The following is a 24,002-nucleotide window of genomic DNA, read 5'->3' on the forward strand; positions in this document are numbered from 1 at the left end:
CCTGAATTAGTCTTCGATAGTTGCCTGATAAGCTTCAGCGTTCATCAGATGATCAAGGTTGCTGTCGTCAGCCAGCTTGATTTTCGCAATCCATCCGCCTTCAAATGGTGCTTCGTTAACCAGTTCTGGGCTGTCTTCCAGATCTTCGTTAACTTCAACCACTTCACCGTTTACCGGGCCGTAAATGTCTGATGCTGCTTTTACAGATTCTACGAGTGAAAAGCCTTCGCCGACTTCAACTTCGGTGCCAATTTCTGGCAGGTCAACGAATACCACGTCACCCAACAGTTGTTGTGCGTGATCAGAGATACCTACTGTCACAGTACCGTCGCCATTATCTTTTACCCACTCGTGGCTCTCAGCAAATTTCAGGGTTGCATCCATTTTTACTTCTCCGTGTGAAACGAGTTAAATCGTCGCTGCTGCTTGCAGCATAAAAATTTTACAGGCCGGGGGCTGCTCCGAACCCGTCTAGTATTCCTGTCTGGCAAGTACGCTATTAACAGGCAACAACGTTGATGGCGATTGCGTTGGTTGCCAGTCCGCCTTGGGACGTTTCCTTGTACTTGCTCATCATGTCGAGTCCTGTTTCGTGCATGGTTTTAATCACGCTATCGAGCGAAACGTGGTGCTCTCCATCGCCATTAAGTGCGAGTCTGGTGGCATTAATTGCCTTCACTGCACCCATGGTATTTCTTTCTATGCAGGGAACCTGAACGAGACCGTTAATGGGGTCGCATGTCAGTCCCAGGTTGTGTTCCATTCCGATTTCTGCCGCATTTTCTATTTGTGCTGAGGTCGCGCCCATGGCGGCGGCTAATCCGCCTGCTGCCATTGAACAGGCAACACCTATCTCACCCTGACAACCCACCTCTGCAGCGGAAATAGATGCATTGGTTTTATAGAGAGAACCAATCGCTGCTGCGGCTGCAAGAAAGGTTCTTATGCCTTCCACATTGTTGGGTGACACAAATTTGTTGTAGTAAGCCAGCACAGCAGGAATCACGCCTGCTGCTCCGTTTGTCGGCGCTGTTACTACGCGGCCACCCGCTGCATTTTCTTCGTTGACGGCCATGGCGAACATATTGACCCAATCATTGGTGTCCAGGGGCAGGCCGTCCAAGTCTTTCTTGATAATGCACTCGTGTAGCTTTTTTGCCCGGCGCTTCAGAGCGAGCCCTCCGGGCAGTACGCCATCTTGCTCGATGCCACGCTCAATACAGGCGTTCATCACGTGCCATATAGCATCAATCTGTTCATTGACCGTTTTCATGGATGCCTTTTTGTCCTGCGCTTTGGCACGGGCAAGCTCGTTGGCAAACATGATGTCGGCGATGCTCTTTTCTTGCTTTTCACAATGTTCGAGCAGTTCCACCGCGCTATTAAATGGAAACGGTGGCGTAAAATCTGATGCAAGGGCATCAGTTTCACCTTTTTCTACAACGAAACCGCCTCCAACTGAGAAGTAGGTGCAACAAAGCAATACTTCTTCGTTGTCTCCCTTCGCTGTCAGTGTCATTCCGTTTGGATGCTCTGGCAGTACCTTGTCGAAGTGGAAGACCAGATCAGTGTCCCAGTCAAAAGGAACAAAGCGGTGTCCATCTAATGGCAGTTCTTTGCTGCCTTTCACCATGTTGGTCATGGTTGGGATATCGTCTGGATTAACGCTATCAGGCCATTCGCCCATCAAGCCCATCACACATGCCACATCCGTGGCGTGACCTTTCCCAGTCAGTGCCAGAGAGCCATATAGCTCGACTGTCACGGTTTCCACATTGTGGAGTATTTCTTTATCGCGCAATTCTGCAGCAAATCTTGCGCTGGCGACCATGGGCCCCACTGTGTGGGAGCTGGATGGCCCAACGCCAATTTTAAACAGGTCAAACATGCTATGACTCATTGCACGTCTCCTTGCCTTTTGTAGGTTACGCACCACCGTTCTGGCTTGGGTGCCGGTTGATGACTATCCCGTCATCGCTTGCCCAGTTGTCACGTTGAAGTGCTTATTACTTTGGGTATAGCAAGCGTGGCGTTTTATTGTTATTTGAACTTCAACATTTGCGTAACATACAAAACGTGTTTGCGCCCTGCAAAACAAAATTTCCTATAGGAAACTCTTGATGTGATCCCGCGAACAGTTCTGACAATTTGCTCAATATCAGACTTTCTTAAAATACTCACCTTGCGCAAACGTTTGCTTTTTTACTCTTTTACACGCAAGATTGCAAACTCTAAATCCCTATTCAATCACTAATTGACTGTTTATCAATGATTTATATTTAATTGGGTTTCAGGGTGCATTTTTGTGAAAAAGTCAGCACTTGGACGGGTGGAAAGAAATCCATCTATCATACGTCTTGCCAAGTGGTGAAGATTTGCTCAAGTTTCCAATAGGAAACTTTTTGTTAAAAGTGTTAACTTGTTCGTGTTGGTCGCAGCATTGTCTGTGTCAGAATGGCGAGTTATAGGGCCTGTTGACCTTTGGTGATGATTTTTGCAGCAGTTTGTGGGGATTTTATGCAAGGCAGAGGCTTCGATGTGTAGCTGGCCTACATGAGAAGCTGATAACGCAGCAGAAATGCCCCACAAACGCTGCCTGAAGGGTTCTGCTCTAAGCGTTTTATGCTTTGTTGAGGTGTATTTGCTTAGAGTGACTAGGCGGCACACACCTCGCCGCGCCTAAAACGCTTATAGCGAGAACAAAATTTAATCACCAAAGGTCAACAGGCCCTCGGGAATGAACCCAGTAATTGCAAGGTGAGAATCGAACTATGTCAGAGTCAGATGCACAGGACGTGTATCCGTCAGTAACCGTTGAACGAGCCAGTGTGCAGGCTGATACGCCTATTTCGCCGCTGCGTTTGGGTGAACGGCTGAAAGAGATCCGAACCAAAAGCGGTTTGACGCTGGAGGAAGCCAGTAAGCTAACCGGGCTTGCGCGCTCCACGCTTTCAAAAATTGAAAATGAACAGATTTCCCCGACGTTTCAGGCGATGCAAAAGCTGGCAGTTGGATTGAAGATCGACATTCCACAGTTATTCGCACCGCCAAAATCACGCCAGGCGACAGGCCGTCGTGACATTACCCGTGCGGGAGAGGGGAAGTCGAGACCGACGGGCACTTATGAACATGAACTGTTGGCGACCCAGCTCACCAACAAAAAGATGTTCCCTTTCAAGTCCCGAGTGCGTGCCCGTTCGTTTGAAGAATATGACGAATGGATTCGTCACGATGGTGAAGAATTTCTTTTAGTGCTGGAAGGCAGCATTGCCTTCTACTCTGAGTTCTACGAAGCGATTGAACTGAATGAGGGCGACAGCGTGTACTATGACGCTGCGATGGGGCATATGCTCACCTCTCTCAGTGAAGAAGATGCCCAGATCCTTTGGGTTACGGCATCTTAAGATTGGATTTTATCCCCGCAGATACCGCGGATGATTAATTAGCAAGTCGGCAAGCGCCGTGATCATGGAGTGAAACATGTCTCAGGATCTACTTAAAACCCCACTGCACGCCCTTCACATCGAAATGGGCGCGAAAATGGTTCCATTCGCTGGTTATGATATGCCAGTGCAATACGCGCTGGGTGTGCGTAAAGAACATATTCATTGCCGTGAACACGCGGGCCTGTTTGATGTTTCTCATATGGGCCAATTGCGCCTGCACGGTGAGAACGCAGCGAAAGCACTGGAAGCTCTGGTACCGGTAGACATTATCGATTTGCCAGAAGGCAAACAGCGCTATGCATTGTTTACGAATGAGCAGGGCGGCCTGATGGATGACCTGATGGTCACTAACTTTGGCGACCATCTGTTTGTGGTTGTTAATGCCGCATGTAAAGAGCAAGACATTGCACACCTGCGTGCAAACATTCCGGCAGATGTTGAGCTTGAGGTTATCGAAGATCGCGCTCTGCTGGCACTGCAAGGCCCTGAAGCCGCTGCTGTGCTGGCGACGCTGAACCCAGCGGTTGCTGACATGGTGTTCATGGATGCCGCGAAAATGGATCTGGCAGGCATTGAATGTCTGGTCAGCCGTTCTGGCTATACCGGTGAAGACGGCTACGAAATCTCTGTTCCTGCAGATAAAGCCGAGGAGTTTGCACGTCGACTGCTGCTGAAAGAAGAGGTCGAGTGGATTGGTCTGGGCGCTCGCGACTCATTGCGCCTTGAGTGTGGCCTTTGTCTGTATGGGCACGACATTGATACCACCACAACGCCAGTAGAGGGCAGTCTACTCTGGGCAATCAGCAAACCACGCCGTGCAGATGGCGAGCGTGCAGGCGGTTTCCCAGGCGCTGACATCATCCTTGATCAAATCGCAACAAAAGACGTTTCCCGCAAGCGTGTTGGCCTGCTGGGTTCAAGCAAGGCGCCAGTGCGTGAAGGTGCGGTATTGTTTGATGCAGACGACAATGAGATTGGTATCGTGACCAGTGGCACATTTGGTCCAACCAAAGGCCAGCCTGTTGCCATGGGTTATGTTTCTACTGCGAATGCGGCTATCGGAACAGAAGTCTTTGCGGAAGTACGCGGTAAGAAGTTGCCGATGACCGTCGAAAAAATGCCGTTTGTGCCTCAGCGTTATTACCGCGGCTAATTGGCTGAAGAATAGTAAGAAAATGTTCGCATTCTGAGAAAGCGGCAAACCGCATTGGTGATGGTAAAAACTCAGTAATGTGAGCAGTTTAAGAAAGGTCGGTGCTTGTCATCGGCCTTTTTCTTTTATTTGTCAGTAGGCTGGAGAACAGACCGAAATTTATGTCGGATTATTTAACGTTTTGTCTCAAAACTGGCATCACTTATGCTCTCTGTTTAAGTGAGCTTTCTATCAGTAAGGGCGTAAATTTCTGGATGTGGAAAGCAAGCGTCTGTGAATTCGTGCAGAAAGCGTCAATAAAGCAGGCGATTCACGGGATTATGGATTAATGTCTTATATGTACGACATGAGGTCGATAGGAGAAAGAGTTGTATGCTTGCGGAACAACGGGATGATATTGATAACCCTCTGATCTGGCCGATTTTGAGTGTACTTGAAGCGTCAAACCAAAGTTGGAAAGTGCACTATTTGATGGCTGAGTTACAGAAAAATACCATCATGGACCATCTTGATGATGACCCTCAACTGGACTTGTTCAAGCGTAATTTTCTTATCATGAACGCGCTCTACCAATTGCAGGAAATGCTGCTGCCTCAGCAATGGCTACAAGTAGAGTCGATGGACATCCGCCTCATGTGGCGAGGCGCGGGAACGGGTTTTGTTCAACATGAAGTGAACACCGACGACCCACTTCGCGGCTACTACATGGATTGGAATAACTATGATGCGCAGACGGAAGACGTTCGCGAACTATTGAGTTCTTTCTGGAAACGCTATCAGCAGCATGTGGGCCACTGCAGTGAAACGACCGTTGAGCGTCGAAATGCACTTGCAGCTTTAGGGTTGGCTGAAAATGCTTCAGATTCAGAAATCCGACGCCAATGGCGCAAGATGGCCCTAAAATGGCACCCAGACAGACCCGAAGGCGATGCAGCCACCTTCCGTACCATGTGTGAAGCTTGGCAGAGCCTGCGCTTATGATACAAAGCGGATATGTATAGAACCCAGCTTATACCTAGCTGGGTTTTTTGTTTAATGCGTGATGCTTTTTGGCCGCAGACAAGGTAAACACAACCAAAGTCAACAGTACAATCCCACCACCAATCAGTACATTGTTACTTGGAACCTCTCCCAATACGGCCCAAACAAACAGTGGCCCAAGAATCGCTTCAAGGAGCATGAACAAATTTGCGTGCGCAGCGGGAAGGTATTTGGGCCCGATTGAGATCAGAACAAATGAAATAGGTACTACGGCGGCGCAGAGCAGCAAAATGTATTTCCATTCCTGGGGAGTCAGTGAAAAAGGCTCTGCGCCAGCAAACAGTGAAATCGTTGAAGTACAAAGCCCACCCAGAACCAGATAGAGCGGCGCATTGGCACTTTTACTTTTCCTTAAAATCACAAAGTAAGTTGCCAGCATAAATGCTGTTATCAGCGCCATCAAATTGCCAAAAGAGGCCGTAGGCATCGCCTTTCCATAGAAAACGAAACCAACGCCAACCATTGCTGCCACGATGGCGATGAGGGTTCGGCTATCAACTCGCTCTTTGAGAAACAGAAAAGCAAACAGGGCAGATATCAGCGGACTGATGTTGATGATAATAAGGGTACTGGCGACTTGTGTATGGTCGACAGAAAGGACAAAGCAAACTGTCGAAATGGAGAATGCAAACGAGCCTATCAGCAACGCTTTGGAAGGCTTTTTGAGCGCTGAAAGTGTCTGGGAAGGTCGAGTCAGCATCATAAAAGTCGCGATGATGAGCGCAGACAGCAGTCCACGCCAGAACAATAGTGTCCAACCAGACGCTTCAATCAACCGAATGAGCAGCGCATCAACACTGAGGATCGTGATCCCCACCAACATGGCTGTCGTGCCTTTGAAAATCGGTGTCACGCTTGCTTCTCCTTGTTTTTATGCCCAATTCCCAACGGGCAAACCACCAAACTTACGAGCTAAGTAGGTGATATAAACGCTTTGTTTGATTTTTGTTCGATGACAGTAGCCCATTTATTTTTAGTTAAGTCAATAAGTGCAAACAGGTTTTGTCCTTTCTCACTTTATCAAGCTGCAAGTGGGGTCTACTCTTATGTGATAAGAGTGTCACCATAAAAAGAATTTGGAGACAAAATGAGATCTATACGCCACATCTTTTTTGCGTTGATGGGATTAATCCTGTTTCTCGGCGTAGCAATCATCCTTGCGCATTTGCGGTCTGATAAGTTAACAAACCAAATCAACACCATTTATGAGCAGCGTTATCAGCAATATCGACTGGCGATCGAATTAAAACAAAGTTCAGATCTCCTGACGCAGTTTGCACGAAACTATGCGGTGACCACGAGCAACCGGTGGCGTTACCTATATGAGCAAGTCAAAGCGGTACGTGATGGTCAACTGCCTTTGCCAAGCGGTTATAACTTCGACTACTGGGCGCAATTGTCCGCTCCCGATACGGAAGTGAGTGAGCCTGATATCCCTATCCGTCCAGGTTATCCCTCTTTATTGAGCCGTTTACGTGATGCTGGGATCAGTGAATCCCATATGTCTTTCTTGACTCAGGCTCTTTCCCGCTCACAAGACTTGATTAGCATCGAGCAAACCGCTATGGATTTGACCCAGGGACGTAAGCGTACAGCTCGCGGTATTGAAAGGATAATTCCAGACCCTGAGCTTGCGCAGCAGATGCTGTTTGGTCCGGACTACATTCATGCGAAAAGCAAAATCATGGGCCCTATTGGGGCGTTCTACGATGCGATTGATAAGAAGACAGCAGAAGAATTAAACGAACTCACGCAACAACGTGCAACCATGGATGGAATCACCATTACCATGGCTTTCATGCTGCTTATAGCTGTACTGACAACGACGACCCTGCTCTGGTATCGATTCCTTAAACCACTCGACAATATTCGCAGCACTATCGTTAACAAAGTGCGCAACAAAGAGTTTGAGTTCAAGCTGGATGTCAACAAGCAAGGCGAATTAAAGGATCTCGCCAATGCGCAAAACGAAGTATTACGCGAAATCGCAGAACGCTTCGAGTTCAGTCGTCAGGTTAAAGCGTTTTCTGATTTGATTCGTGGTTGTTCTGGGTTGGGTGAGCTTGGATTTCAGGTCGCGAACTTCTTCTCCCAGCGCTTGGAATTGCCGTATGTGGCGCTCTATGTCGTTCGTGGGGATAATATGAGCCTTGTTGGCGGTGTAGGTGTCGACGAGCAATCTGAAGAGATGCAAAAGGAAACGGTCTCTTTCCATCGCACCATTCTCGTTACCAAAGAAGTACTGAGAATACGCAACGACAAAGAGCAGTTCGCACTCACTTTGCCGGTTGGCAGACTTTCACTGAGCGAGATGTATTTCATTCCGCTGATTGTAAACAACGAAATGGTGGGCGTGCTTGAGTTGGGGTCAGTAAGGTTACTCTCTGACAAGGAAATCGATTGGCTCAATGAGGTTCAGGAAGACTTAGCGGTGGGCATTCAGCTTACGCTCAATGCTGAGCTTCAAATGGAAGCAGAGCAGCGTGTCTCTGAGCAACTGAAACTTAATCAGCAAATCATCAATGCGATTCCGAACCCAACCTATTTCCGTGATACCGAAGGCACATACATTGGCGTTAATGATGCGTTCACTGATTTTCTCGGCCTTTTCTATGTTGATGTCGTAGACAAATCGCCGCAGGAATTGTTTGAGAGTGATGTCGCCACAATGTTTATCGAAAAGGAGAAAGAGCTTCTCCATAATCCGGGCTCGACGGTTTATGACATCGAACTGGCCAACGCGAGCGGTGATGTGCGTATTCTCACTGTGTATGAAGCAACCTATTACGGTGGCGACGGGGAGCCTCTCGGCATTGTAGGCTTGTTCGTTGATGTGACGACGCAAAAACGCCTCGAATCTGACCTGATTGCAGCGAAAGATCAGGCCACAGAGGCGAGTAAGGCGAAAGGTGAGTTTCTTGCAAATATGAGCCATGAGATCCGTACACCCATGAACGCGATTCTCGGTATGTCTCACCTCGCTTTGCTAACCGACTTAAACGACAAGCAGCGTAACTATGTAGGTAACATAGAGAAAGCGGGTAAATCACTGCTTGGCATCATCAATGACATTCTGGACTTCTCGAAAATTGAAGCCGGTAAGTTGACTGTCGAACACATTGAATTCCGCTTCAGTGAAGTGTTGGACAACATCAGCAATATCATATCGGTGAAAGCGAAAGAGAAAGATCTGGAGCTTATCTTCGATATTGACCCTGACCTTCCTGACGACCTTGTCGGTGATCCACTTCGTTTGGGTCAAATCATCATCAACCTGACTGGTAACTCAGTGAAGTTCACCGAAACGGGCGAAATTATCATTCGCGCCCGCAAAGTTAGCGATGCCAACGAGATTATAGAAGTTCAGTTCGATATTCAGGATACCGGTATCGGTATGAACGAAGAGCAGCTTGGCCGCCTGTTCCAGTCGTTCTCACAAGCTGATGGCTCGATTACCAGAAAATACGGCGGTACAGGCTTGGGTCTCACCATTTCCAAGAGCTTTGTTGAGCTCATGGGTGGTCGTATCTGGGTGGCAAGTGAACCGGGTAAAGGTTCTACTTTCTCGTTTACCATCCGATGTGGTCGCAGTGAGTCGAGCATTAAAGAACAAGTTGCGCGCACCACCATCCTGCACGACAAGCGCGTTTTGGTGGTCGACGACAACCAGGCTTCACGGGATATCATGTATGCGCTGTTGGATAACCTGGATCTGCGTGTGGCAGCCGTATCTAACGGCGAAGAAGCCGTTTATGAGGTTGAGTCTGCTGATAACAACAATGATGGCTTCGATGTGGTTGTCATGGATTGGAAAATGCCGGGCATCAACGGTGATGAGGCGACACTACAAATCCGCGATAAGTCACTGAATAAAATGCCGAAGGTGATTCTGGCCAGTGCTTATGGTGAGGACTCTGGGCTGATCAATGAAGAAGTGCAGAAAGTCTTTGATGCGTCTTTAGTGAAACCGATAAACCCCTCTTCGCTGTTTGATGCATTGATGGAAGCCTTCGGCAGGGAGGAAATGAAACTTGCCAATTGCCGTGAGGCTGAAAAAGACCAAAGTGAAGACGTCGACTTTACTGGCCTGAAAATCTTGTTGGTTGAAGACAACATGATTAACCAAGAAGTAGCGAAAGGTATACTGGAGCAATTCAATCCGACCATTGAAGTGGCAGATAACGGACAAGTTGCACTGGATATGGTGCAGGAAGATCAGTTCGATATCGTCCTTATGGATATGCAAATGCCCGTGATGGATGGGTTAACGGCAACACGTAAAATCCGCGAAATTGACTCTCTTTCCAGCTTGCCTATTGTTGCCATGACCGCAAATGCCATGGAACGAGACGTCAAACAATGTAAGGAAGCGGGGATGAATGACCACGTTTCCAAGCCCATTGACGTGGCAGAGTTGATCAGCGCGATTCAGCGTTGGACGTCTGCTTCGAAAGAAGCGGTGAAATCTTCCGTTGTATTGAATGGCAAGAAAGAAGACGAGCCTTCCATACCTGCTCTGGATGATATTGATCCCCTGGTGCTGGATGCACAAGAGGGCATAAACCGAATTGGTGGTAACGTTGATGCGTATTGGAAAGTCATTACTGCATTTACTGAAACCAAGCTCGCCGTCATAGATAAAATCCGCGAACAACTTGCCAATGAAGAGCGAGAAGATGTTGAGATGTTCGCTCACTCTTTAAAAGGCGCTGCGGCAAATGTCTCTGCGAAAGGGTTAGCAGTGTTGGCCGGAAATTTGGAAGATCAGGCTGGCTCTGACCTGAAGATGGAAGCGTCGCTGGTGGATAAAATCGAGCAATGCCTTCAGGAGATCCATACTTACATTCCAAGTGCAGAGCCTGAAAAAGAGAAAGCAGACGAGGTACAGGCGTTTGCAGGGTACACACCGAGAGAGTTCCGTATTGAGCTTGAACAGCTAAAAATCCTGCTGAATAATTTCGATACTCAGGCTGTCGATTTCATCACAGGTATCAAAGAGAATTCGAAGGGCATGGATGTGGATCTTTCTGGTGTGGAAGATGCGATTCGTAAGTTTGAATACGAGGCTGCGGCGAGCAAGTTAGAAGTTGTGATTGAATCGCTGGGTGTAGATGAGGTAGATGAAACACCTGAGTTATTCTGATTTGCCGGCCGAATTACAGCAAAAGAAAAGCCGCGTGTGGACGCGGCTTTTTTGAATGCGATTTACAGTGAGCGACTGCGCAGTTCGAAAATCAGCTTTTCAGCACTGCATTCGAACTTCAATTTTACTGTGAGTGGGTTCAATGAAAGCTTGGAATTTTCATCAAGGTCATGAATAACCTTTTCGTTTACCTGCTTCGCCAGATCCAGATAACGTTGAAATTCAGCAACAGCAGTCGCTTTATCTTCTGCGAAGACCTCTACTTCTGCAACTTCATCACCTTCACCGATAACAAAGCCCATTTCCGCTGTTACACCGCATGCATCGCATACTTGGTATTCTTCTTGGCTCATCGTTTTCTCTCTCAATAGCAGCCGCACTTTGGAAACATCCCGAGCCGTCTGTATGTTGGAATTTAAGAAATATTACTACATTTAAGCATGGTAAAAGTAGGGCTTTTAACAAAGAACTTTATTCAAGTAGGCTTAGCCTTTAGTTTGCTAGTTCAATTTCAAAAGACGAAAACAAAAAAGCGTGGGTCGAAACCCACGCTTTCTATTTTGTTCAAGGGCTTTAATCTTCCCACTGAACCAGTGTTCCTGATGGCCAAGTTGCACCAGTATCGTGATACTTTTTCTCGAGCAAATGTCGACGTATTTTGAGGGTTGGCGTTAGCAATCCGTTTTCGATGCTCCAAGGTTCTTTGATCATCAATACACCACGGATTTTTGCGTGTGATTCCAATTCACCATTGATGGTTTCAATCACATGCTTCACGCGACGTTCATAGCGCTCTCGGTCAAAGTCCGGGAATTGATGAGGTAACGCGAGCAGCACTGGGCCAGGCATACCAGAGCCCACAAGACACATCATTTCGATGTTGCTCAGCTCGAACAAGCGCTTTTCAATCGGTACAGGGGCGACAAATTTACCTTTTGCTGTTTTAAAGGTGTCATTCTTACGGCCCTGAATAGTAAGGAAGCCTTCATTATCTAAGAAGCCAATATCGCCAGTGTGCAGCCAGCCGTCCACGATAGTTTCCGCAGAGGCTTCCGGATTTTTGTAGTAACCGGTGAATAAGCCTTGGCTGCGAACCAGAATTTCTTCGTCTTCTGCAATTTTAATTTCTACACCAGGACCTGCGTTACCCACAGAGCCAATTTTGTCACTGCGGAATGGGTAATTCAGAGTGCTGTACGCGTAGGACTCCGTCATACCCCAGGCTTCGGTAATGTTCAGTCCCAGCCTTTCATACCAGCGAAGCAGCGCTGCTGAAACAGGTGCAGACCCACATCCCAAGACGCGTGCCTGATCCAAACCAAGGTTGGTTGCCACTTTCTTCTTAATCAGTCCAGAAATGATCGGTAGCTTTAGGAGTATGTTGAGTTTGCTGTCCGGTAGTTTCTCCTGAATGCGTTGTTGGAACAGTGTCCACAAACGAGGCACAGAAATGAACAAAGTGGGGCGATGCATCTTCACGTCTTCAATAAAAGTATCGAGAGACTCAGGGAAGGCGGTACAAATACCGGCATTCATTGCTGTCGCCATGATGTATACGCGTTCAGTGATGTGCGCCAGTGGCAGGTATGAGAACAAACGCTCACCTTCACGCATGCCAATGTGGTTAATCAACTGCTGCGCGGACCAAGCGTGCGCACCGTAAGTCAACATTGCGCCTTTTGGCAGGCCAGAGGTACCAGAGGTATAAACGATAGACATCAGCTCATCGTCTTGATGATCGGGCTTCACGTCTGCGCGGTCGTTTTGCGCCACCAAGTCTTTCCAGTCGTAACCACAATTGATGGTTGGATAAGGGAAGGCAATGGTTGGGATGTCTGAGCGCTCTACTAAAGAATCTTTCAGGGCTTGAGTGTCGTCGAGTTTACCAACGAACAGAGCCTTCGATTCACTGTGGTCAAGCACGTGAGAAATAGTTTCAGAACCCGCGGTGGGGAAAATCGGCACGCTGATATAGCTGCCAAGCATCATGGCAAGGTCAGCGGTGAACCACTCAGCACAGTTTTTAGAGATGAGAGCAACACGGTCTCCTGGCTCGAGACCCATACCGCGCAGTGCAGTGACAATACGTAACGCTTGGTCGACGACATCGGAGTAGGTGAAATCGTTAAACTTACGGTTAATAATCTGTCTCAGGAAAATTTCATTTGGGCGTTCTTCAGCCCAGCGCAGCATTTGTAGATATGGTTTTTGTTGAGCCATAAAGGACCCCGTATAACTGTAGGGAAAAGAGGTTATTTTTAATTGTATGTTACTAGCATGTTAAATTAGGTGTCTTGAGGGACGATGGTCAAGCGATTCATTCAAACGCTTGTTCAAATTTTGATGTATGTAACGCTGTACCACTCTGCTTCGTGGTTTTACTGACAAGAATAGCATTTTCGTTTCAGTATGTTACACCTTGATAACACTTGTTGGTCTACCTTATGCAATCCTCTTCACGCTTCTCATTTTTTTATATGTAAATGGCTCATAAACTATACGTATGTACTATCTTTAAGACTGTTAAGTTAAGGGTCGGTAGTCGGTAAACCCTCTTTGTACCTACATAATCAAGCTCTACGTACGTGAAATCCATACTAACAATAGCGTTAACAGCGGTAGTAGTGATGTCTTGATTGTTAAAGCTTACGGAAGCCAAAAAACAGGGATAAAACTATGCCAAAGAGAAGCAAAGAAGATACAGAAGTAACCATCAGGTTAATTCTGGATGCAGTGGTTGATCAGCTGGTTACCTTGGGGTACGACAAAATGTCTTACACCACGCTAAGCCAGCAAACGGGGATTTCAAGGACAGGAATCAGTCATCATTTCCCAAAGAAGACGGATTTCATCACGCGGCTAGATGATCGGCTTTTGGGCATTCTTATTGACAGGCTGGATCTTGAAGGGGACAAACGTTCTTTTATAGAAAGTTGGTTGACAGCACTTCGTTCAGACAATCGCTTCATTGCTGTTCTCCGTCTCTTTTTTCTGCACACTGTCTCGTCGGAAAACGCTGTTGAGTTTACCAGTCACGCGAGTAGAAAACTGCATGATGTTTGTTGTAACCGATATGGTGAAGAATTCGAAAAAGATTTGGAGTGGCTACTGGGAAAATCCCTACTCACCATGACCTAGCGAATATTTCATCTTATTGGGTAAAAGGCTCCTCTGAACAGGAGCCTTTTTCGTTCCACGAGAGCTCCCCTAAAGTGCTTATTTTCTGTGCGTTAGCGGCCCGTTTTTGATCTGAAACAGTAAACAGTCAAAAAAGCGCGCCTCATTCAAATTTAAGTTGAATTGTTCAAATTTAATTTAATAATGGGCTCTCGAGTTCGAATCTTACACCCATTTGCCAACGAGATTTTTCATGAGCAATTCACTAGTACTGGTCCTTAACGCGGGCAGTTCCTCTCTTAAATTCGCATTGATGAACGCACAAACCGGAGAAGCCATTTTGTCTGGTTTGGGCGAGTGCTTTGGCCTTGAAGATGCGCGCATTAGCTGGATACGCGAAGGACAAGACAAGCAAGAAGCCATGCTGGAACAGGGTGGTAACCATCACGAGAAAGCAGTAAGCCTGATTGTAGAGCTGGTGGAGAGCATGGATGTTGGTAGCCAATTGGTTGCAATTGGTCACCGTGTGGTTCATGGCGGTGAAAAGTTTGCTGCTGCGACACGTCTGGATGAAGATGTTCTGGCAGAAATCGAAGCGTTGAGCGATCTAGCTCCGCTGCACAACCCAGCAAACGTAATGGGTATCCGCGCAGCAATGAAAGCCTTCCCGGCGCTGCCACAGGTTGCTGTGTTTGACACCGCGTTCCACCAAACAATGCCTCAAAAAGCGTTTACTGGCGCAATATTAAACGAGCTATACACAAACTATGGTATCCGCCGTTACGGATTCCACGGCACCAGCCACTACTTTGTGACCCGAGAAGCAGCAAAACAGCTGGATAAAAACGTTGAAGAAGCGAACTTCATTTCTGTTCATCTAGGTAATGGTGCGTCGGTGTGCGCGGTTCGTAACGGTCAGTCTGTTGATACCTCCATGGGCTTCACGCCGCTGTCTGGCCTTATGATGGGTACTCGTTGTGGTGACTTAGATCCAGGCATCATCGAATTCTTACTGAAGAAAGGCTGGAGTCAGGAGCAAGTGTTTGAGGCATTAAACAAGAAATCTGGTTTCTTGGGTGTTTCGGGCCTGACTTCTGATGCCCGTGGCATTCTGGAAGCAATGGAAAGTGGTCACGAAGGTGCCAAGCTGGCGTTTGAAGTGTTTACCTACCGCGTTGCCAAGTACATCGGTTCTTACATGATTCCTTTGGACAGCATCGACGCGATCATTTTTACCGGAGGTATTGGAGAAAACTCGCTGCCAATCCGTCGTGAGATCCTCAAGAACCTGAAGCTTTTGGGCTTTGTTGAAGACAAACTAGGCAACGAAGCTGCACGTTTCGGCAACGGCGGTGTTATTGCTAAATCTGACATGCTTGGCGCGGTTGCGATGGTTATCCCAACCAACGAAGAATTTGTTATAGCTTCACAAGCTGCTGGGTTTGCTAACTAATCCATAATAGCTGAAAAGAGTACGAAAAGCCGCTGATGAAAGTCAGCGGCTTTTTTATGTTCAAGGCTCCTCTGCGTTTCGGTTTGCAATCTAAAGTGACACTCCCGAAACATGAGGACGCTGGCGTTTGTTTTCCGCTTTCATACTATGTGCTTAGTTAATAGACGATGCATGACCCCATCAAAGAGAGGTTGTCGTCTATTGATATCAATTTGAAGGATATAGGTAAGCAATTGATGTTTGGCATAGAAAAGAATGGTGAGAAATGAAATACACGTACATGAAACATAGGTTTCTTAAACCGGTACCTTGCCAGAAAAAATGATCAAGCTCTATCGAAGTAAGATTGTTGGGTAGTTAAACATGGCAATTTCAGAATCTTGAATAGGTTTCACTTACAGCGATAAGGGAATGAGATGGTGATAGATAATCTTTATATCTACCTCGGCACAGTCAGTGTGGTAGGGGTTGCTGTTATCTGGTGGGCGACATCGGCCTTATTGAAGTCAAAGTCCAACAGGGAAAAACGACTAAGACGCCTGAAGAACTTCAACAGTGTTCAGACATCCTTACCTAAAGCAGAAGGTCAGATTGGGGAGATTGATGCGGCAGTTGAAAAAATCGAAAGCCGTTTTTCGATTATTCGCAAGATCACTTTTTTCTTCATCTTTATTGTTTTGGGCCTCGCACTGTCACTGCCATTTCTAAATTCAATGCCAGCAGCGATGGTTTCCCTCATGGTCGCTGTTGCCACTACTGTTCTCGGCTTTGCCGCAAAACCCGTGATTGAAAATATTATTGCGGGCGTCGTGCTTTCTCTTTCCAAAGCAATCCGTGTCGGAGATACGGTCGTGATTGAAGGTCAATATGGCACGGTGGAAGACATCAGCCTTAACCACACGATTATTAAGCTCTGGAACTGGAAACGACTGATTATTCCGAGCAGTAAAATGCTATCTCTGGAGCTGGAGAGTTTTACTTACAATGATACGTACATCTGGGTACATGTTGAGTTTTATACGTCTTACGAAAATGATTTAGAGCTTGTCCGGGAAATGGCGATTGAATCCGTAAAAAGTAGTAAGCATTTTATTTCCCAGGACCCACCAGACTTTTGGGTAATGGATCTCGATAAAGATTCTTATCAGTGTTGGGTTGCGGGTTGGACAAATTCTGCATCCAGAGCGTGGAGCCTTGGCAGTGATATACGCACAGGGATCGCAATGCGTTTTCAGGCTGCTGGGATTAAAACCCATAATTTTCAGGTTCGTATGGAACCACATCCAATGGGCTTTGAGCAAGAAAGCAGCTTGCACACACTAAGCAGTTCTGTGCAAGGTTAACAATGGGGTGGAGCTATGGTGTTGCTACTCCTTGCGCAGCCGATAATCCCTGGGTGAGCAACCGAATTGATCACGAAAGGTGCGTGAGAAATGTTGAAGGTTGTTCTGCCCCCACTTAAATGCGATTTCACTGATCCCCGCTTTTTGAAAGCGCTCATCCACCAGATCATTGGCGATTTTCTGCATTCGGCTCTCTCGGATAAAGCCACATACCGTTTCCCCATTTTTCGTAAACACTTCGCTAAGGCGACGCACTGACAACCCTAGGCTTTTCGCAATGCCTTCACGGTTAAGGCTGGCATCTTGCAGATTTGCGAGAATAAAAGACTTGGCGCGAATCAGCAGTTGCTGCTCAGGTTGGGACAATTCGACACGTGAACCTCGAAGCGGTGCTAGCGACGTGGCAATCAAATCTATCAATGTTTCTTGCAGCAGGAGTTTACAATCCGCGGTTTGGCTGTCGATAAGCGAAGAAATATTTAATGCCGTTTTCGCCACTAAACTGCCTAGTTGAGAAGTCCCGTTGATGGGAATTGCCGTGAGCATATTGGCGTCAGGGAGCCGACTTAATAGCGCCTTCTTTGGAAACTTGATGACTAACTGTTTGAAGTCTTCTTCGAGGTCAATGGAGTAAGTTTCTGTACTGCTATACAGAGTAAAATCGTAGCGGGATAACGGCGCCGCGCGGCCACATTGTTCGATAACAGAACGGTTATTAAGTTGAATACTTAACAGGAATTCGGCTTCTGATGTGCGCCCAATGTCTTCCGCACGCCTGATGACCTTGTGTTTCGACCCAGACACAAAGGAAAGGTCAATAACGTCATGTTTGGAGAGTTCAATTCTTCCTTTAAAGTCTTTTCGAGATAGAGCTTCACATCCTAAGTTGACATAAGCATCACACACCGACTCCCGCCAAAAAGCGAACTTTTCGCTAGGTTGGCAATGGCTTGTGTCATAGGTAAACCTTTTGACGGTACTACTCATCCGCGTGCTCTCTTTTTAAACCCTACCTTTATGTTGTAACACCAAATGCAAAATTGACACTGTCTTAAGTGTGAGTCGGTGTGGCCGCTGCCTTTTACGACAACTAAGGCCGCCTTCTTACGCAAGCAATCCTCCCGTTCGCCTCGTAGTGTTTTAGAAGCCCGCGGTAAGGCTCTGGTTTTCATCATTTGCCAGACATCACTTATGAGTGGGTGGCTAAAACCACATTACTATACGCGAAGAAGGAGAACGCGCGATGTCGGAAGTATTTAAAGTGGCTGCGGTACAAGCAGCCCCGTCTTTTTTAAATCTCGAAGAAGGGATACAGCGAGCAGAAGCGTTCATCGAAGACGCCGCTTCCAAAGGGTGTAAATTGGTGGTCTTTCCTGAAACCTGGCTTCCCGGTTACCCCAACCATATCTGGCTTGGTCCTGTTGCTTGGCAAATGCAGTTTGTGGGGCGTTATTTTGACAGCAGCATCGAAGCAGGCAGCGAGGAAGACAAAGCCATTGCAGAAGCAGCCCGCCGAAACAACATCCAGGTTTCGATCGGTGTGAGTGAGCGTGATGGAGGTAGCCTGTATATCTCGCAGTGGCACTATGGCGAAGATGGCGAACTTATCAGCCGTAGAAGAAAACTAAAACCCACTCATGTCGAACGCACTGTGTTTGGTGAAGGTGATGGCAGCGACCTAGTAGTAAAGGAAACGTCAATTGGCCGCGTCGGGCAGCTTTCCTGTTGGGAGCACCTTCAGCCTCTCTCCAAGTATGCGATGTACGCACAGAATGAACAGATCCATTGCGCGGCGTGGCCGAATTTCTCTCTATACCGTGGAATGGCCTATGCCCTTGGCGACGTAGTGAACAACGCAGCCAGCATGATATATGCCGTGGAAGGTGGCTGTTACGTTATTGCGCCATGCGCCACGGTGAGTAAAGCGCAGCAGGAAATGCTTTGTCAGGGTGATCCCGAGAAAGAAGCCATGTGCCAGGTCGGTGGTGGTTACACCAAAATCTATGCACCGGATGGACAGTCGATAGGTTCTGAAATTGGAGAAGCGGAAGAGGGGCTGGTGGTGGCTGATATCGACCTCAGCATGATCCCTTATGCCAAAGCTGTGGCTGACCCTGCGGGCCACTATGCGAAGAAAGATGCTACACGTTTACTGATAGATCGTGAAAAACGATGTGCAGTTGTGGAAGTAAAAGACCTTGATGCGTCAAAAATGGCGACGTCAGAGCAGGCGACAATGGAGCAGGAGGAAGAGGTTGAAGTCACGAACGAGCACTCTTCATTACTGCACCGACTTAAACCTTGGTAAGGCGAGACAACCGATGTCACCAATTTGAAGCCATAAGCACAAGGAGTACTTACCATGGCGAATAACACAACCAACAGAAAACTGGCCCTGAGAATGCCACCGGATTGGGAGCCACCTGTACCAGCATGGAGTTCGGTATTTGCCGAAAATCCGCAACAAATTAGTATGTGTATTATCGGGTGTCAGCATAATTCTGACGCTTACATCAGCGAATTTGTGGGCGCACTAAACAGCCTCGCTAAAAACGCGGATGTCTGTGATTTCGCAACCTGTGAAGATAAAGACGGGTTCAGCCAGACCATCGCGATTGTCTATTGGCTCGACGCACAAGCCTGCGCAGATTGGTTGAATAGCGATGCCTTTGCCTTGTTCTGGGAACTCTACTCTGACGAAAAATGGAACTTCGGGATTTTCAGAGAGGTGTTCAATGTACCTTTTGAACGTCTTGAGACCCTGTTCTCTGGCCCGGTGCACAACCATGGCTTTAGTCAGATACGCAAGGACATCGAAGGCCCTATTGACCGTCATGGCTATTGGGGAGGCATGCGTGACCGTATTCCGCTTTCCGCAGAGAATGCATTTGAAGCCGACCAAACGCTTGAAATGATTGAGCAGCAAGGAAATCGTGTTGTAGTTCGGGCACATGAGAACCTTTGTATTATCCGTTCAGGTCAGGATTGGAGTCACACAACAGGATCGCAAAGGGAAGAGTACCTAGGTCAAATTGAACCTGTGCTGAAAGCAGGTATGAATTTCCTTCGGGATCAGGGTGATGAGGTGAATTGCTACAGCTGCCGCTACATGACGCAGTTTGTCCCCTTTAAAGGTAAGCAGGAGTGCACATTCGGTCTTGCCTTCTTCCGTACTATGTCAGATTTAGAGGCGTGGTCTGAAAGCCATCCTACTCATGTGGCGATATTTAATACCTTTTTGGAAATTGCCCCCAAATACGGCCCTGACCTCCAGCTGCAACTTTGGCACGAAGTGTCTGTATTACCAGCGGGTTCCCAGTATGGGGAATATATTAATTGCTCAAAAAGAATTGGTTTATTAGCAGGCGTTAAAATATAGCGAAGTATAACTTGGGCAATTCTCCTTAATTTTGAGGATTGTCCAATTCGGCTCCAGTGTCCACTCTGTTTAAATAATAAAAACACTAATTTTTTGAATCTCCGTTTTTTACGGGGAACAGTGTCGGCTATTTATTTGTTAAGTTGGCGAGTAGACGAATTTAAACATTAAGGAAACTTACAACCGCTTGATGTGATAATTAAACCTTCAAAGGAAAGCAGTATGAGATTAAAAAGGAATATATTGGGACTTTCAGTCTCTATGGCATTAATGTTACCGACGGTAGGAATGGCGAACGCTGAACCTGCTGGCGGCTCGCTGTTTCGTGCAGTGACAAATAACGCACTGGATGAGCATGAAATCACAGTCGCGGGTTGGGCAGAAGTGACGGCACTTCATGCCTCGGACACAATTGGCGATGGCAATATCAGCAATGGTGCCTTTCTGAATCAGAATGACGGCCTTGGTCTTGATCAAATTGGCTTGATGCTTTGCAAGGGCATGGGTTGTCTGCCGACTGGTGCTTTCGCGCCGGCACAAAATGTACTAAGCCGCGTCGGGCCTTTTCCTGGGCCCATGGGTGAAGCACGTGTCGATTTTAATGTAACGGCAATGTACGGTCAGGATATTCAGTTTTTCCGCGTTGCAGGTATCGACGACTACACCTTTGATGACGATGACGAAAACAAGTTCGCCATCCCGCAGTTTTATATTGATGCTTATCTCCCGGTGTTTGATGGTATGACGTTGATGGTAGGTAGCTTCTTCACTTTTATCGGCAATGAAGTCGGTGCTCCTTTTACCCCACCTAACTGGTTTGCCACGCTCACTTATGCTGCACAACATGGTCCCTCTAAACATGTTGGTGCACTTGCCAGTATCAAAGTACCGACTGATGAAGATTTTGGGCTTTTGAGCTTTGATGCCGGTCTGGTGGCGGGCTGGAATAACTGGGATGAAAAACGCCCAACCTTTATCGGTGCCGCGCGCTGGCGCAGCCCGGATTTAGCAAGCTGGTTAGACTTCGAGTTTATCTACGGTGATGGAGAAGGTGACGCATTTGGCGCTGCCAAAGGTGGTTCACCTTATATTGCTGTTAGCTCGACAGGCGAAAAGCTCGACCGTTTTCACTCTTCCACCACGTTGACCCAAAAGGTCAATCCAGACCTCCAGTTGGCTGCTGAATTTGTTTATGGTTTTCAGGAGGGCGGAGATGTGGCTGCGGCTCCCGTGTTTATCACCAAAGACAGTGATTGGATGGGTTTGAACTTAGGCGCAAGGTACAAACTGGACGATAACCTCTTCTTTGCAGCCCGTGCCGAATGGTTTGATGATGAGAATGCTGCAAATGTGCTTTGGAGTTCAGTCGGTGCAACAGGTGGCGATGTTTACTCTGTTACCACCAACCTTGATTGGAATGTGAATCAGCACTTCAAGATCCGCCCTGAACTTCGCTATGACACCTATAAAGGCAATGGCGCAGGGCTGTTTGCCGGTGGTACGTCAGATGATCAATTTGTCGCACTACTCAATGCGGTTGCTTATTTCTAAATATTCTTTTTAAGAATATAGGAAAGCTTTACTGATTAATCCTTAGCACTTTGTACTTAGCATTTAGTACGAAACATAAGCAATACTATAGGTATTTTGACCTTAACGTTAGTTAAGGTCTTTTTTTAGGCATAAAAAAGCCCGCAAATTAATGCGGGAGAAATGGAGTTATTAGTACATAAGATGAATTTAAATAGTTTCTAATTTCTCGGAAGGTTGCCACCATGCTTTATTTGTTTTACGGTAAAGATAATTGATGCCTTCAATCGTGTTACTTATTCCTGCTGCTTTAGCGTAATACATTGGACCACCTCGAAAACGGGGGAATCCGTAGCCATTTAGCCAAATGGTATCTATATCTTCACTGTTTCTGGCAATTCCTTTTTCTAATAAATTTGCTCCTTCGTTGACCAATGCAAGCACCAGTCTGTTCTGAATTTCCTCATCACTGATTCTTCTGGCTTCAATGCCTAAACGTTCTGCTTCAATAGCAATCAGTGCCATTGTCGTTGGGTCATTGGTTTTTTTACCATTTTCATAACGGTAAAAGCCCACACCCGTTTTTCGGCCGAGTCGTCCATGTTCAACCATGGTGTCGGCTGCGAGAAAGTAGGCGGGATCATCATAAATCGGTGGGTACTCGCGGCGCGCTTTGTAGGCGATATCGATACCGGACATATCGTTCACTGCCAATGGTCCCATCGCCATGCCCCAGGATTCCATCGCCGAATCTATTTGCGCTGGGCTTGCGCCTTCCAGCAATAACATATTGGCTTCCCGGCCATAAGCGGCATACATTCGGTTGCCAACAAATCCAAAGCCAACCCCAACACAAACCGGTACTTTTCCCAGTCGCTTGGCAGTCTTCATGACTGCACTGACAGCTTGTTCGGATGTCGATCGGGTTTTGACCACCTCAACCAGTTTCATCACGTTAGCGGGGCTGAAAAAGTGCATGCCGATGACTTGCTCGGGGCGGGTGGTAGAGGTGGATATCTCGTCAATGTCCAGATAGGAGGTATTGGTCGCGAAGATGGTCGACGGCTTACAAACGGCATCCAAAGAAGAGAAAATGATCTTCTTCACTGACATTTTTTCAAATGCTGCTTCGACCACCAAATCAATATTGGCAAGGTTGCCATAATCACTGGTGCCAGAAATCAGCGAGAGAGCATGTTCTTTTTGCTCTTCTGACACTCGGCCTTGATCATACATTTTCTGATATTGGTGACGAATGCGCTCTAAACCCAAGACGCACAGATCTTCATTGGTCTCCACTAAAGTGACGCTGTAACCACTATTTGCAAAAGCGATGGCAATACCGGCTCCCATGGTGCCTGCACCAATGACGGCGACCGATTGAATATCGTCGTCAAACGTCGATTTGGCATAGCCGGAAGCTGCCTGTTTTTCAGCAAAAAAGGCATAGCGCATCGCATTGGATTGTTCGGAATCCCGGCAGGCCAGAAACAGGGTTCTTTCCAGTGCCAAGGCTTCGTCAAAGGGGAGCTTAGTCGCGGCTTCAATGGCATCAATGGCTCTTTGAGGAGCGAGCTGACCTTTGGCCTTTTTGGCGAGCTTTTTACGCCAGCTTTCGAAGGTATTCTCTTCGAAAGAATCCGGAATACCCCGCTTGTCCGGTGCAACAAAGACATCGTTAGCTGTGCTTTGAGAGAAAAGAATCGACGCTTGGTTAACCAGAGAGGCGTGTTCGGGTAGCGTTGAAGATGCTTGTCCTAACCTGCCGTCATCGACCTTCATATCGATAAGATCCGTCAAGGAATCTGTCGATACCATTTTACCGGATGTGATCATGGAAAGGGCCTTCTCTACACCTACATAACGGGGTAAAAGCTGAGTGCCGCTGGCACCCGGTATGAGGCCGAGGTTCACTTCGGGCAAGCCAACCTTTGTACCTATCATGGCAACCCGGTAGTGGCAGGACAGCGCCAATTCGAAACCGCCGCCAAGCACGGTGCCATGAAGTGCTGCCGTCACGGGTTTCACACTGTTTCGAATCGCCTGCAACACATCAGGAAGGTGAGGTGTTTTGGGCATTTGGCCGAACTCTCTGATATCAGCGCCGGCAATAAAGGTGTTGCCGTCACAGCCAATAACAATGGTGGAAATATCTGGATTGGCATTTGCCTGTTCCAGTCCGGTCAAAATGCCAGACCTTACTGAATGGGAGAGCGCATTTACCGGTGGGTTGTTTACCCGGATTACCCCAACCCCATCCTCAATGAGAAGACTCACGGTGTCTGAAAGAAACATAATATGTCCTTGCGTGGTAGTTCATTCCTTTGTGCAGCGTTTGTGGCCACTTTCTTCTGCTTTACAGGTTCTCACGCAGGCCGGCTGCATATCGAAGCCCTG

The 24,002-nt window shown here is 47.3% G+C and carries 17 protein-coding genes; 10 read left to right on the forward strand and 7 right to left on the reverse strand.

The genetic code is table 11. The features are described 5' to 3' along the window. Positions 1-6: 6 nt before the first annotated feature. Together gcvH and K6Q96_RS19015 are read right to left on the reverse strand one after the other, a co-directional pair. Positions 7-384 (reverse strand): glycine cleavage system protein GcvH, encoded by a 378-nt coding sequence (gene gcvH, locus K6Q96_RS19010; protein WP_062663726.1) that lies wholly within the window; start codon positions 382-384, stop codon positions 7-9. Between the two features lie 115 nt (positions 385-499). After that, a complete protein-coding gene (locus tag K6Q96_RS19015) occupies positions 500-1,900 on the reverse strand; it encodes an L-serine ammonia-lyase (protein ID WP_251881911.1) in 1,401 nt (466 codons plus the stop codon). Positions 1,901-2,771: 871 nt separating this feature from the next. Here K6Q96_RS19015 and K6Q96_RS19020 point away from each other — a divergent pair. From K6Q96_RS19020 to K6Q96_RS19030, 3 genes are all read left to right on the forward strand, one after another. Continuing rightward, positions 2,772-3,404 carry a helix-turn-helix domain-containing protein gene (locus K6Q96_RS19020; protein WP_251881913.1) on the forward strand — a complete coding sequence of 211 codons (633 nt, stop codon included), beginning with the start codon at positions 2,772-2,774 and terminating at the stop codon, positions 3,402-3,404. 76 nt (positions 3,405-3,480) lie between these two features. Further along, positions 3,481-4,599, forward strand: a complete 1,119-nt coding sequence (gcvT, locus tag K6Q96_RS19025; RefSeq protein WP_251881915.1) for a glycine cleavage system aminomethyltransferase GcvT — start codon at positions 3,481-3,483, stop codon at positions 4,597-4,599. 372 nt (positions 4,600-4,971) lie between these two features. Further along, positions 4,972-5,580, forward strand: a complete 609-nt coding sequence (locus tag K6Q96_RS19030; protein ID WP_062663731.1) for a DNA-J related domain-containing protein — start codon at positions 4,972-4,974, stop codon at positions 5,578-5,580. Between the two features lie 34 nt (positions 5,581-5,614). Here the strand turns inward: K6Q96_RS19030 and K6Q96_RS19035 are convergent, their stop codons facing one another. Continuing rightward, positions 5,615-6,493: a DMT family transporter gene (locus K6Q96_RS19035; RefSeq protein ID WP_251881917.1), complete on the reverse strand. Its 879-nt coding sequence runs from the start codon at positions 6,491-6,493 to the stop codon at positions 5,615-5,617. 234 nt (positions 6,494-6,727) lie between these two features. Between K6Q96_RS19035 and K6Q96_RS19040 the strand changes: the two genes are divergently transcribed. Next, positions 6,728-10,783: a response regulator gene (locus K6Q96_RS19040; protein ID WP_251881920.1), complete on the forward strand. Its 4,056-nt coding sequence runs from the start codon at positions 6,728-6,730 to the stop codon at positions 10,781-10,783. A 62-nt stretch (positions 10,784-10,845) separates the two neighbouring features. On the opposite strand, the gene K6Q96_RS19045 is transcribed toward K6Q96_RS19040, so the two are convergent. Together K6Q96_RS19045 and K6Q96_RS19050 are read right to left on the reverse strand one after the other, a co-directional pair. Beyond that, a complete protein-coding gene (locus tag K6Q96_RS19045; RefSeq protein ID WP_251881922.1) occupies positions 10,846-11,136 on the reverse strand; it encodes a DUF406 family protein in 291 nt (96 codons plus the stop codon). Positions 11,137-11,356: 220 nt separating this feature from the next. After that, positions 11,357-13,003 (reverse strand): AMP-binding protein, encoded by a 1,647-nt coding sequence (locus K6Q96_RS19050; protein ID WP_251881924.1) that lies wholly within the window; start codon positions 13,001-13,003, stop codon positions 11,357-11,359. 456 nt (positions 13,004-13,459) lie between these two features. On the opposite strand from K6Q96_RS19050, the gene K6Q96_RS19055 reads away from it, so the two are divergent. From K6Q96_RS19055 to K6Q96_RS19065, 3 genes are all read left to right on the forward strand, one after another. Then, a complete protein-coding gene (locus tag K6Q96_RS19055; protein WP_251881926.1) occupies positions 13,460-13,921 on the forward strand; it encodes a TetR/AcrR family transcriptional regulator in 462 nt (153 codons plus the stop codon). Between the two features lie 232 nt (positions 13,922-14,153). Next, positions 14,154-15,353, forward strand: a complete 1,200-nt coding sequence (locus tag K6Q96_RS19060) for an acetate/propionate family kinase (protein ID WP_251881928.1) — start codon at positions 14,154-14,156, stop codon at positions 15,351-15,353. A 416-nt stretch (positions 15,354-15,769) separates the two neighbouring features. After that, on the forward strand, positions 15,770-16,696 hold the full coding sequence (locus tag K6Q96_RS19065) for a mechanosensitive ion channel family protein (RefSeq protein ID WP_251881930.1): 927 nt from the start codon (positions 15,770-15,772) through the stop codon (positions 16,694-16,696). Positions 16,697-16,720: 24 nt separating this feature from the next. Here K6Q96_RS19065 and K6Q96_RS19070 read toward each other — a convergent pair whose 3' ends face one another. Next, positions 16,721-17,683: an AraC-like ligand-binding domain-containing protein gene (locus K6Q96_RS19070; protein WP_251881932.1), complete on the reverse strand. Its 963-nt coding sequence runs from the start codon at positions 17,681-17,683 to the stop codon at positions 16,721-16,723. Positions 17,684-17,939: 256 nt separating this feature from the next. On the opposite strand from K6Q96_RS19070, the gene K6Q96_RS19075 reads away from it, so the two are divergent. The 3 genes from K6Q96_RS19075 to K6Q96_RS19085 all read left to right on the forward strand — a co-directional run bounded on the left by K6Q96_RS19075 (position 17,940) and on the right by K6Q96_RS19085 (position 21,626). Beyond that, positions 17,940-19,004, forward strand: a complete 1,065-nt coding sequence (locus K6Q96_RS19075) for a carbon-nitrogen hydrolase family protein (protein ID WP_251881934.1) — start codon at positions 17,940-17,942, stop codon at positions 19,002-19,004. A 54-nt stretch (positions 19,005-19,058) separates the two neighbouring features. Next, positions 19,059-20,075 carry a phenylacetaldoxime dehydratase family protein gene (locus K6Q96_RS19080; protein WP_251881936.1) on the forward strand — a complete coding sequence of 339 codons (1,017 nt, stop codon included), beginning with the start codon at positions 19,059-19,061 and terminating at the stop codon, positions 20,073-20,075. 222 nt (positions 20,076-20,297) lie between these two features. Then, the gene (locus tag K6Q96_RS19085; protein ID WP_251881937.1) at positions 20,298-21,626 is read left to right on the forward strand and encodes an outer membrane beta-barrel protein; all 1,329 of its coding nucleotides are present in this window, start codon (positions 20,298-20,300) and stop codon (positions 21,624-21,626) included. A gap of 189 nt (positions 21,627-21,815) precedes the next feature. On the opposite strand, the gene K6Q96_RS19090 is transcribed toward K6Q96_RS19085, so the two are convergent. Beyond that, positions 21,816-23,900: a 3-hydroxyacyl-CoA dehydrogenase NAD-binding domain-containing protein gene (locus K6Q96_RS19090; protein WP_251881938.1), complete on the reverse strand. Its 2,085-nt coding sequence runs from the start codon at positions 23,898-23,900 to the stop codon at positions 21,816-21,818. Positions 23,901-24,002 lie beyond the last annotated feature (102 nt).

Source organism: Grimontia kaedaensis (assembly GCF_023746615.1).
Classification (GTDB): Bacteria; Pseudomonadota; Gammaproteobacteria; order Enterobacterales; family Vibrionaceae; genus Enterovibrio; species Enterovibrio kaedaensis.

Coding starts and splice junctions, on each gene's coding strand:
- K6Q96_RS19045 (WP_251881922.1), bottom strand. CDS start 11,136: ATGAGCCAAGAAGAATACCAAGTATGCGATGCATGCGGTGTAACAGCG.
- K6Q96_RS19080 (WP_251881936.1), top strand. CDS start 19,059: ATGGCGAATAACACAACCAACAGAAAACTGGCCCTGAGAATGCCACCG.
- K6Q96_RS19040 (WP_251881920.1), top strand. CDS start 6,728: ATGAGATCTATACGCCACATCTTTTTTGCGTTGATGGGATTAATCCTG.
- K6Q96_RS19030 (WP_062663731.1), top strand. CDS start 4,972: ATGCTTGCGGAACAACGGGATGATATTGATAACCCTCTGATCTGGCCG.
- K6Q96_RS19050 (WP_251881924.1), bottom strand. CDS start 13,003: ATGGCTCAACAAAAACCATATCTACAAATGCTGCGCTGGGCTGAAGAA.
- K6Q96_RS19075 (WP_251881934.1), top strand. CDS start 17,940: ATGTCGGAAGTATTTAAAGTGGCTGCGGTACAAGCAGCCCCGTCTTTT.
- K6Q96_RS19055 (WP_251881926.1), top strand. CDS start 13,460: ATGCCAAAGAGAAGCAAAGAAGATACAGAAGTAACCATCAGGTTAATT.
- K6Q96_RS19085 (WP_251881937.1), top strand. CDS start 20,298: ATGAGATTAAAAAGGAATATATTGGGACTTTCAGTCTCTATGGCATTA.
- K6Q96_RS19015 (WP_251881911.1), bottom strand. CDS start 1,900: ATGAGTCATAGCATGTTTGACCTGTTTAAAATTGGCGTTGGGCCATCC.
- K6Q96_RS19060 (WP_251881928.1), top strand. CDS start 14,154: ATGAGCAATTCACTAGTACTGGTCCTTAACGCGGGCAGTTCCTCTCTT.
- gcvH (WP_062663726.1), bottom strand. CDS start 384: ATGGATGCAACCCTGAAATTTGCTGAGAGCCACGAGTGGGTAAAAGAT.
- K6Q96_RS19020 (WP_251881913.1), top strand. CDS start 2,772: ATGTCAGAGTCAGATGCACAGGACGTGTATCCGTCAGTAACCGTTGAA.
- K6Q96_RS19070 (WP_251881932.1), bottom strand. CDS start 17,683: ATGAGTAGTACCGTCAAAAGGTTTACCTATGACACAAGCCATTGCCAA.
- K6Q96_RS19090 (WP_251881938.1), bottom strand. CDS start 23,900: ATGTTTCTTTCAGACACCGTGAGTCTTCTCATTGAGGATGGGGTTGGG.
- gcvT (WP_251881915.1), top strand. CDS start 3,481: ATGTCTCAGGATCTACTTAAAACCCCACTGCACGCCCTTCACATCGAA.
- K6Q96_RS19065 (WP_251881930.1), top strand. CDS start 15,770: ATGGTGATAGATAATCTTTATATCTACCTCGGCACAGTCAGTGTGGTA.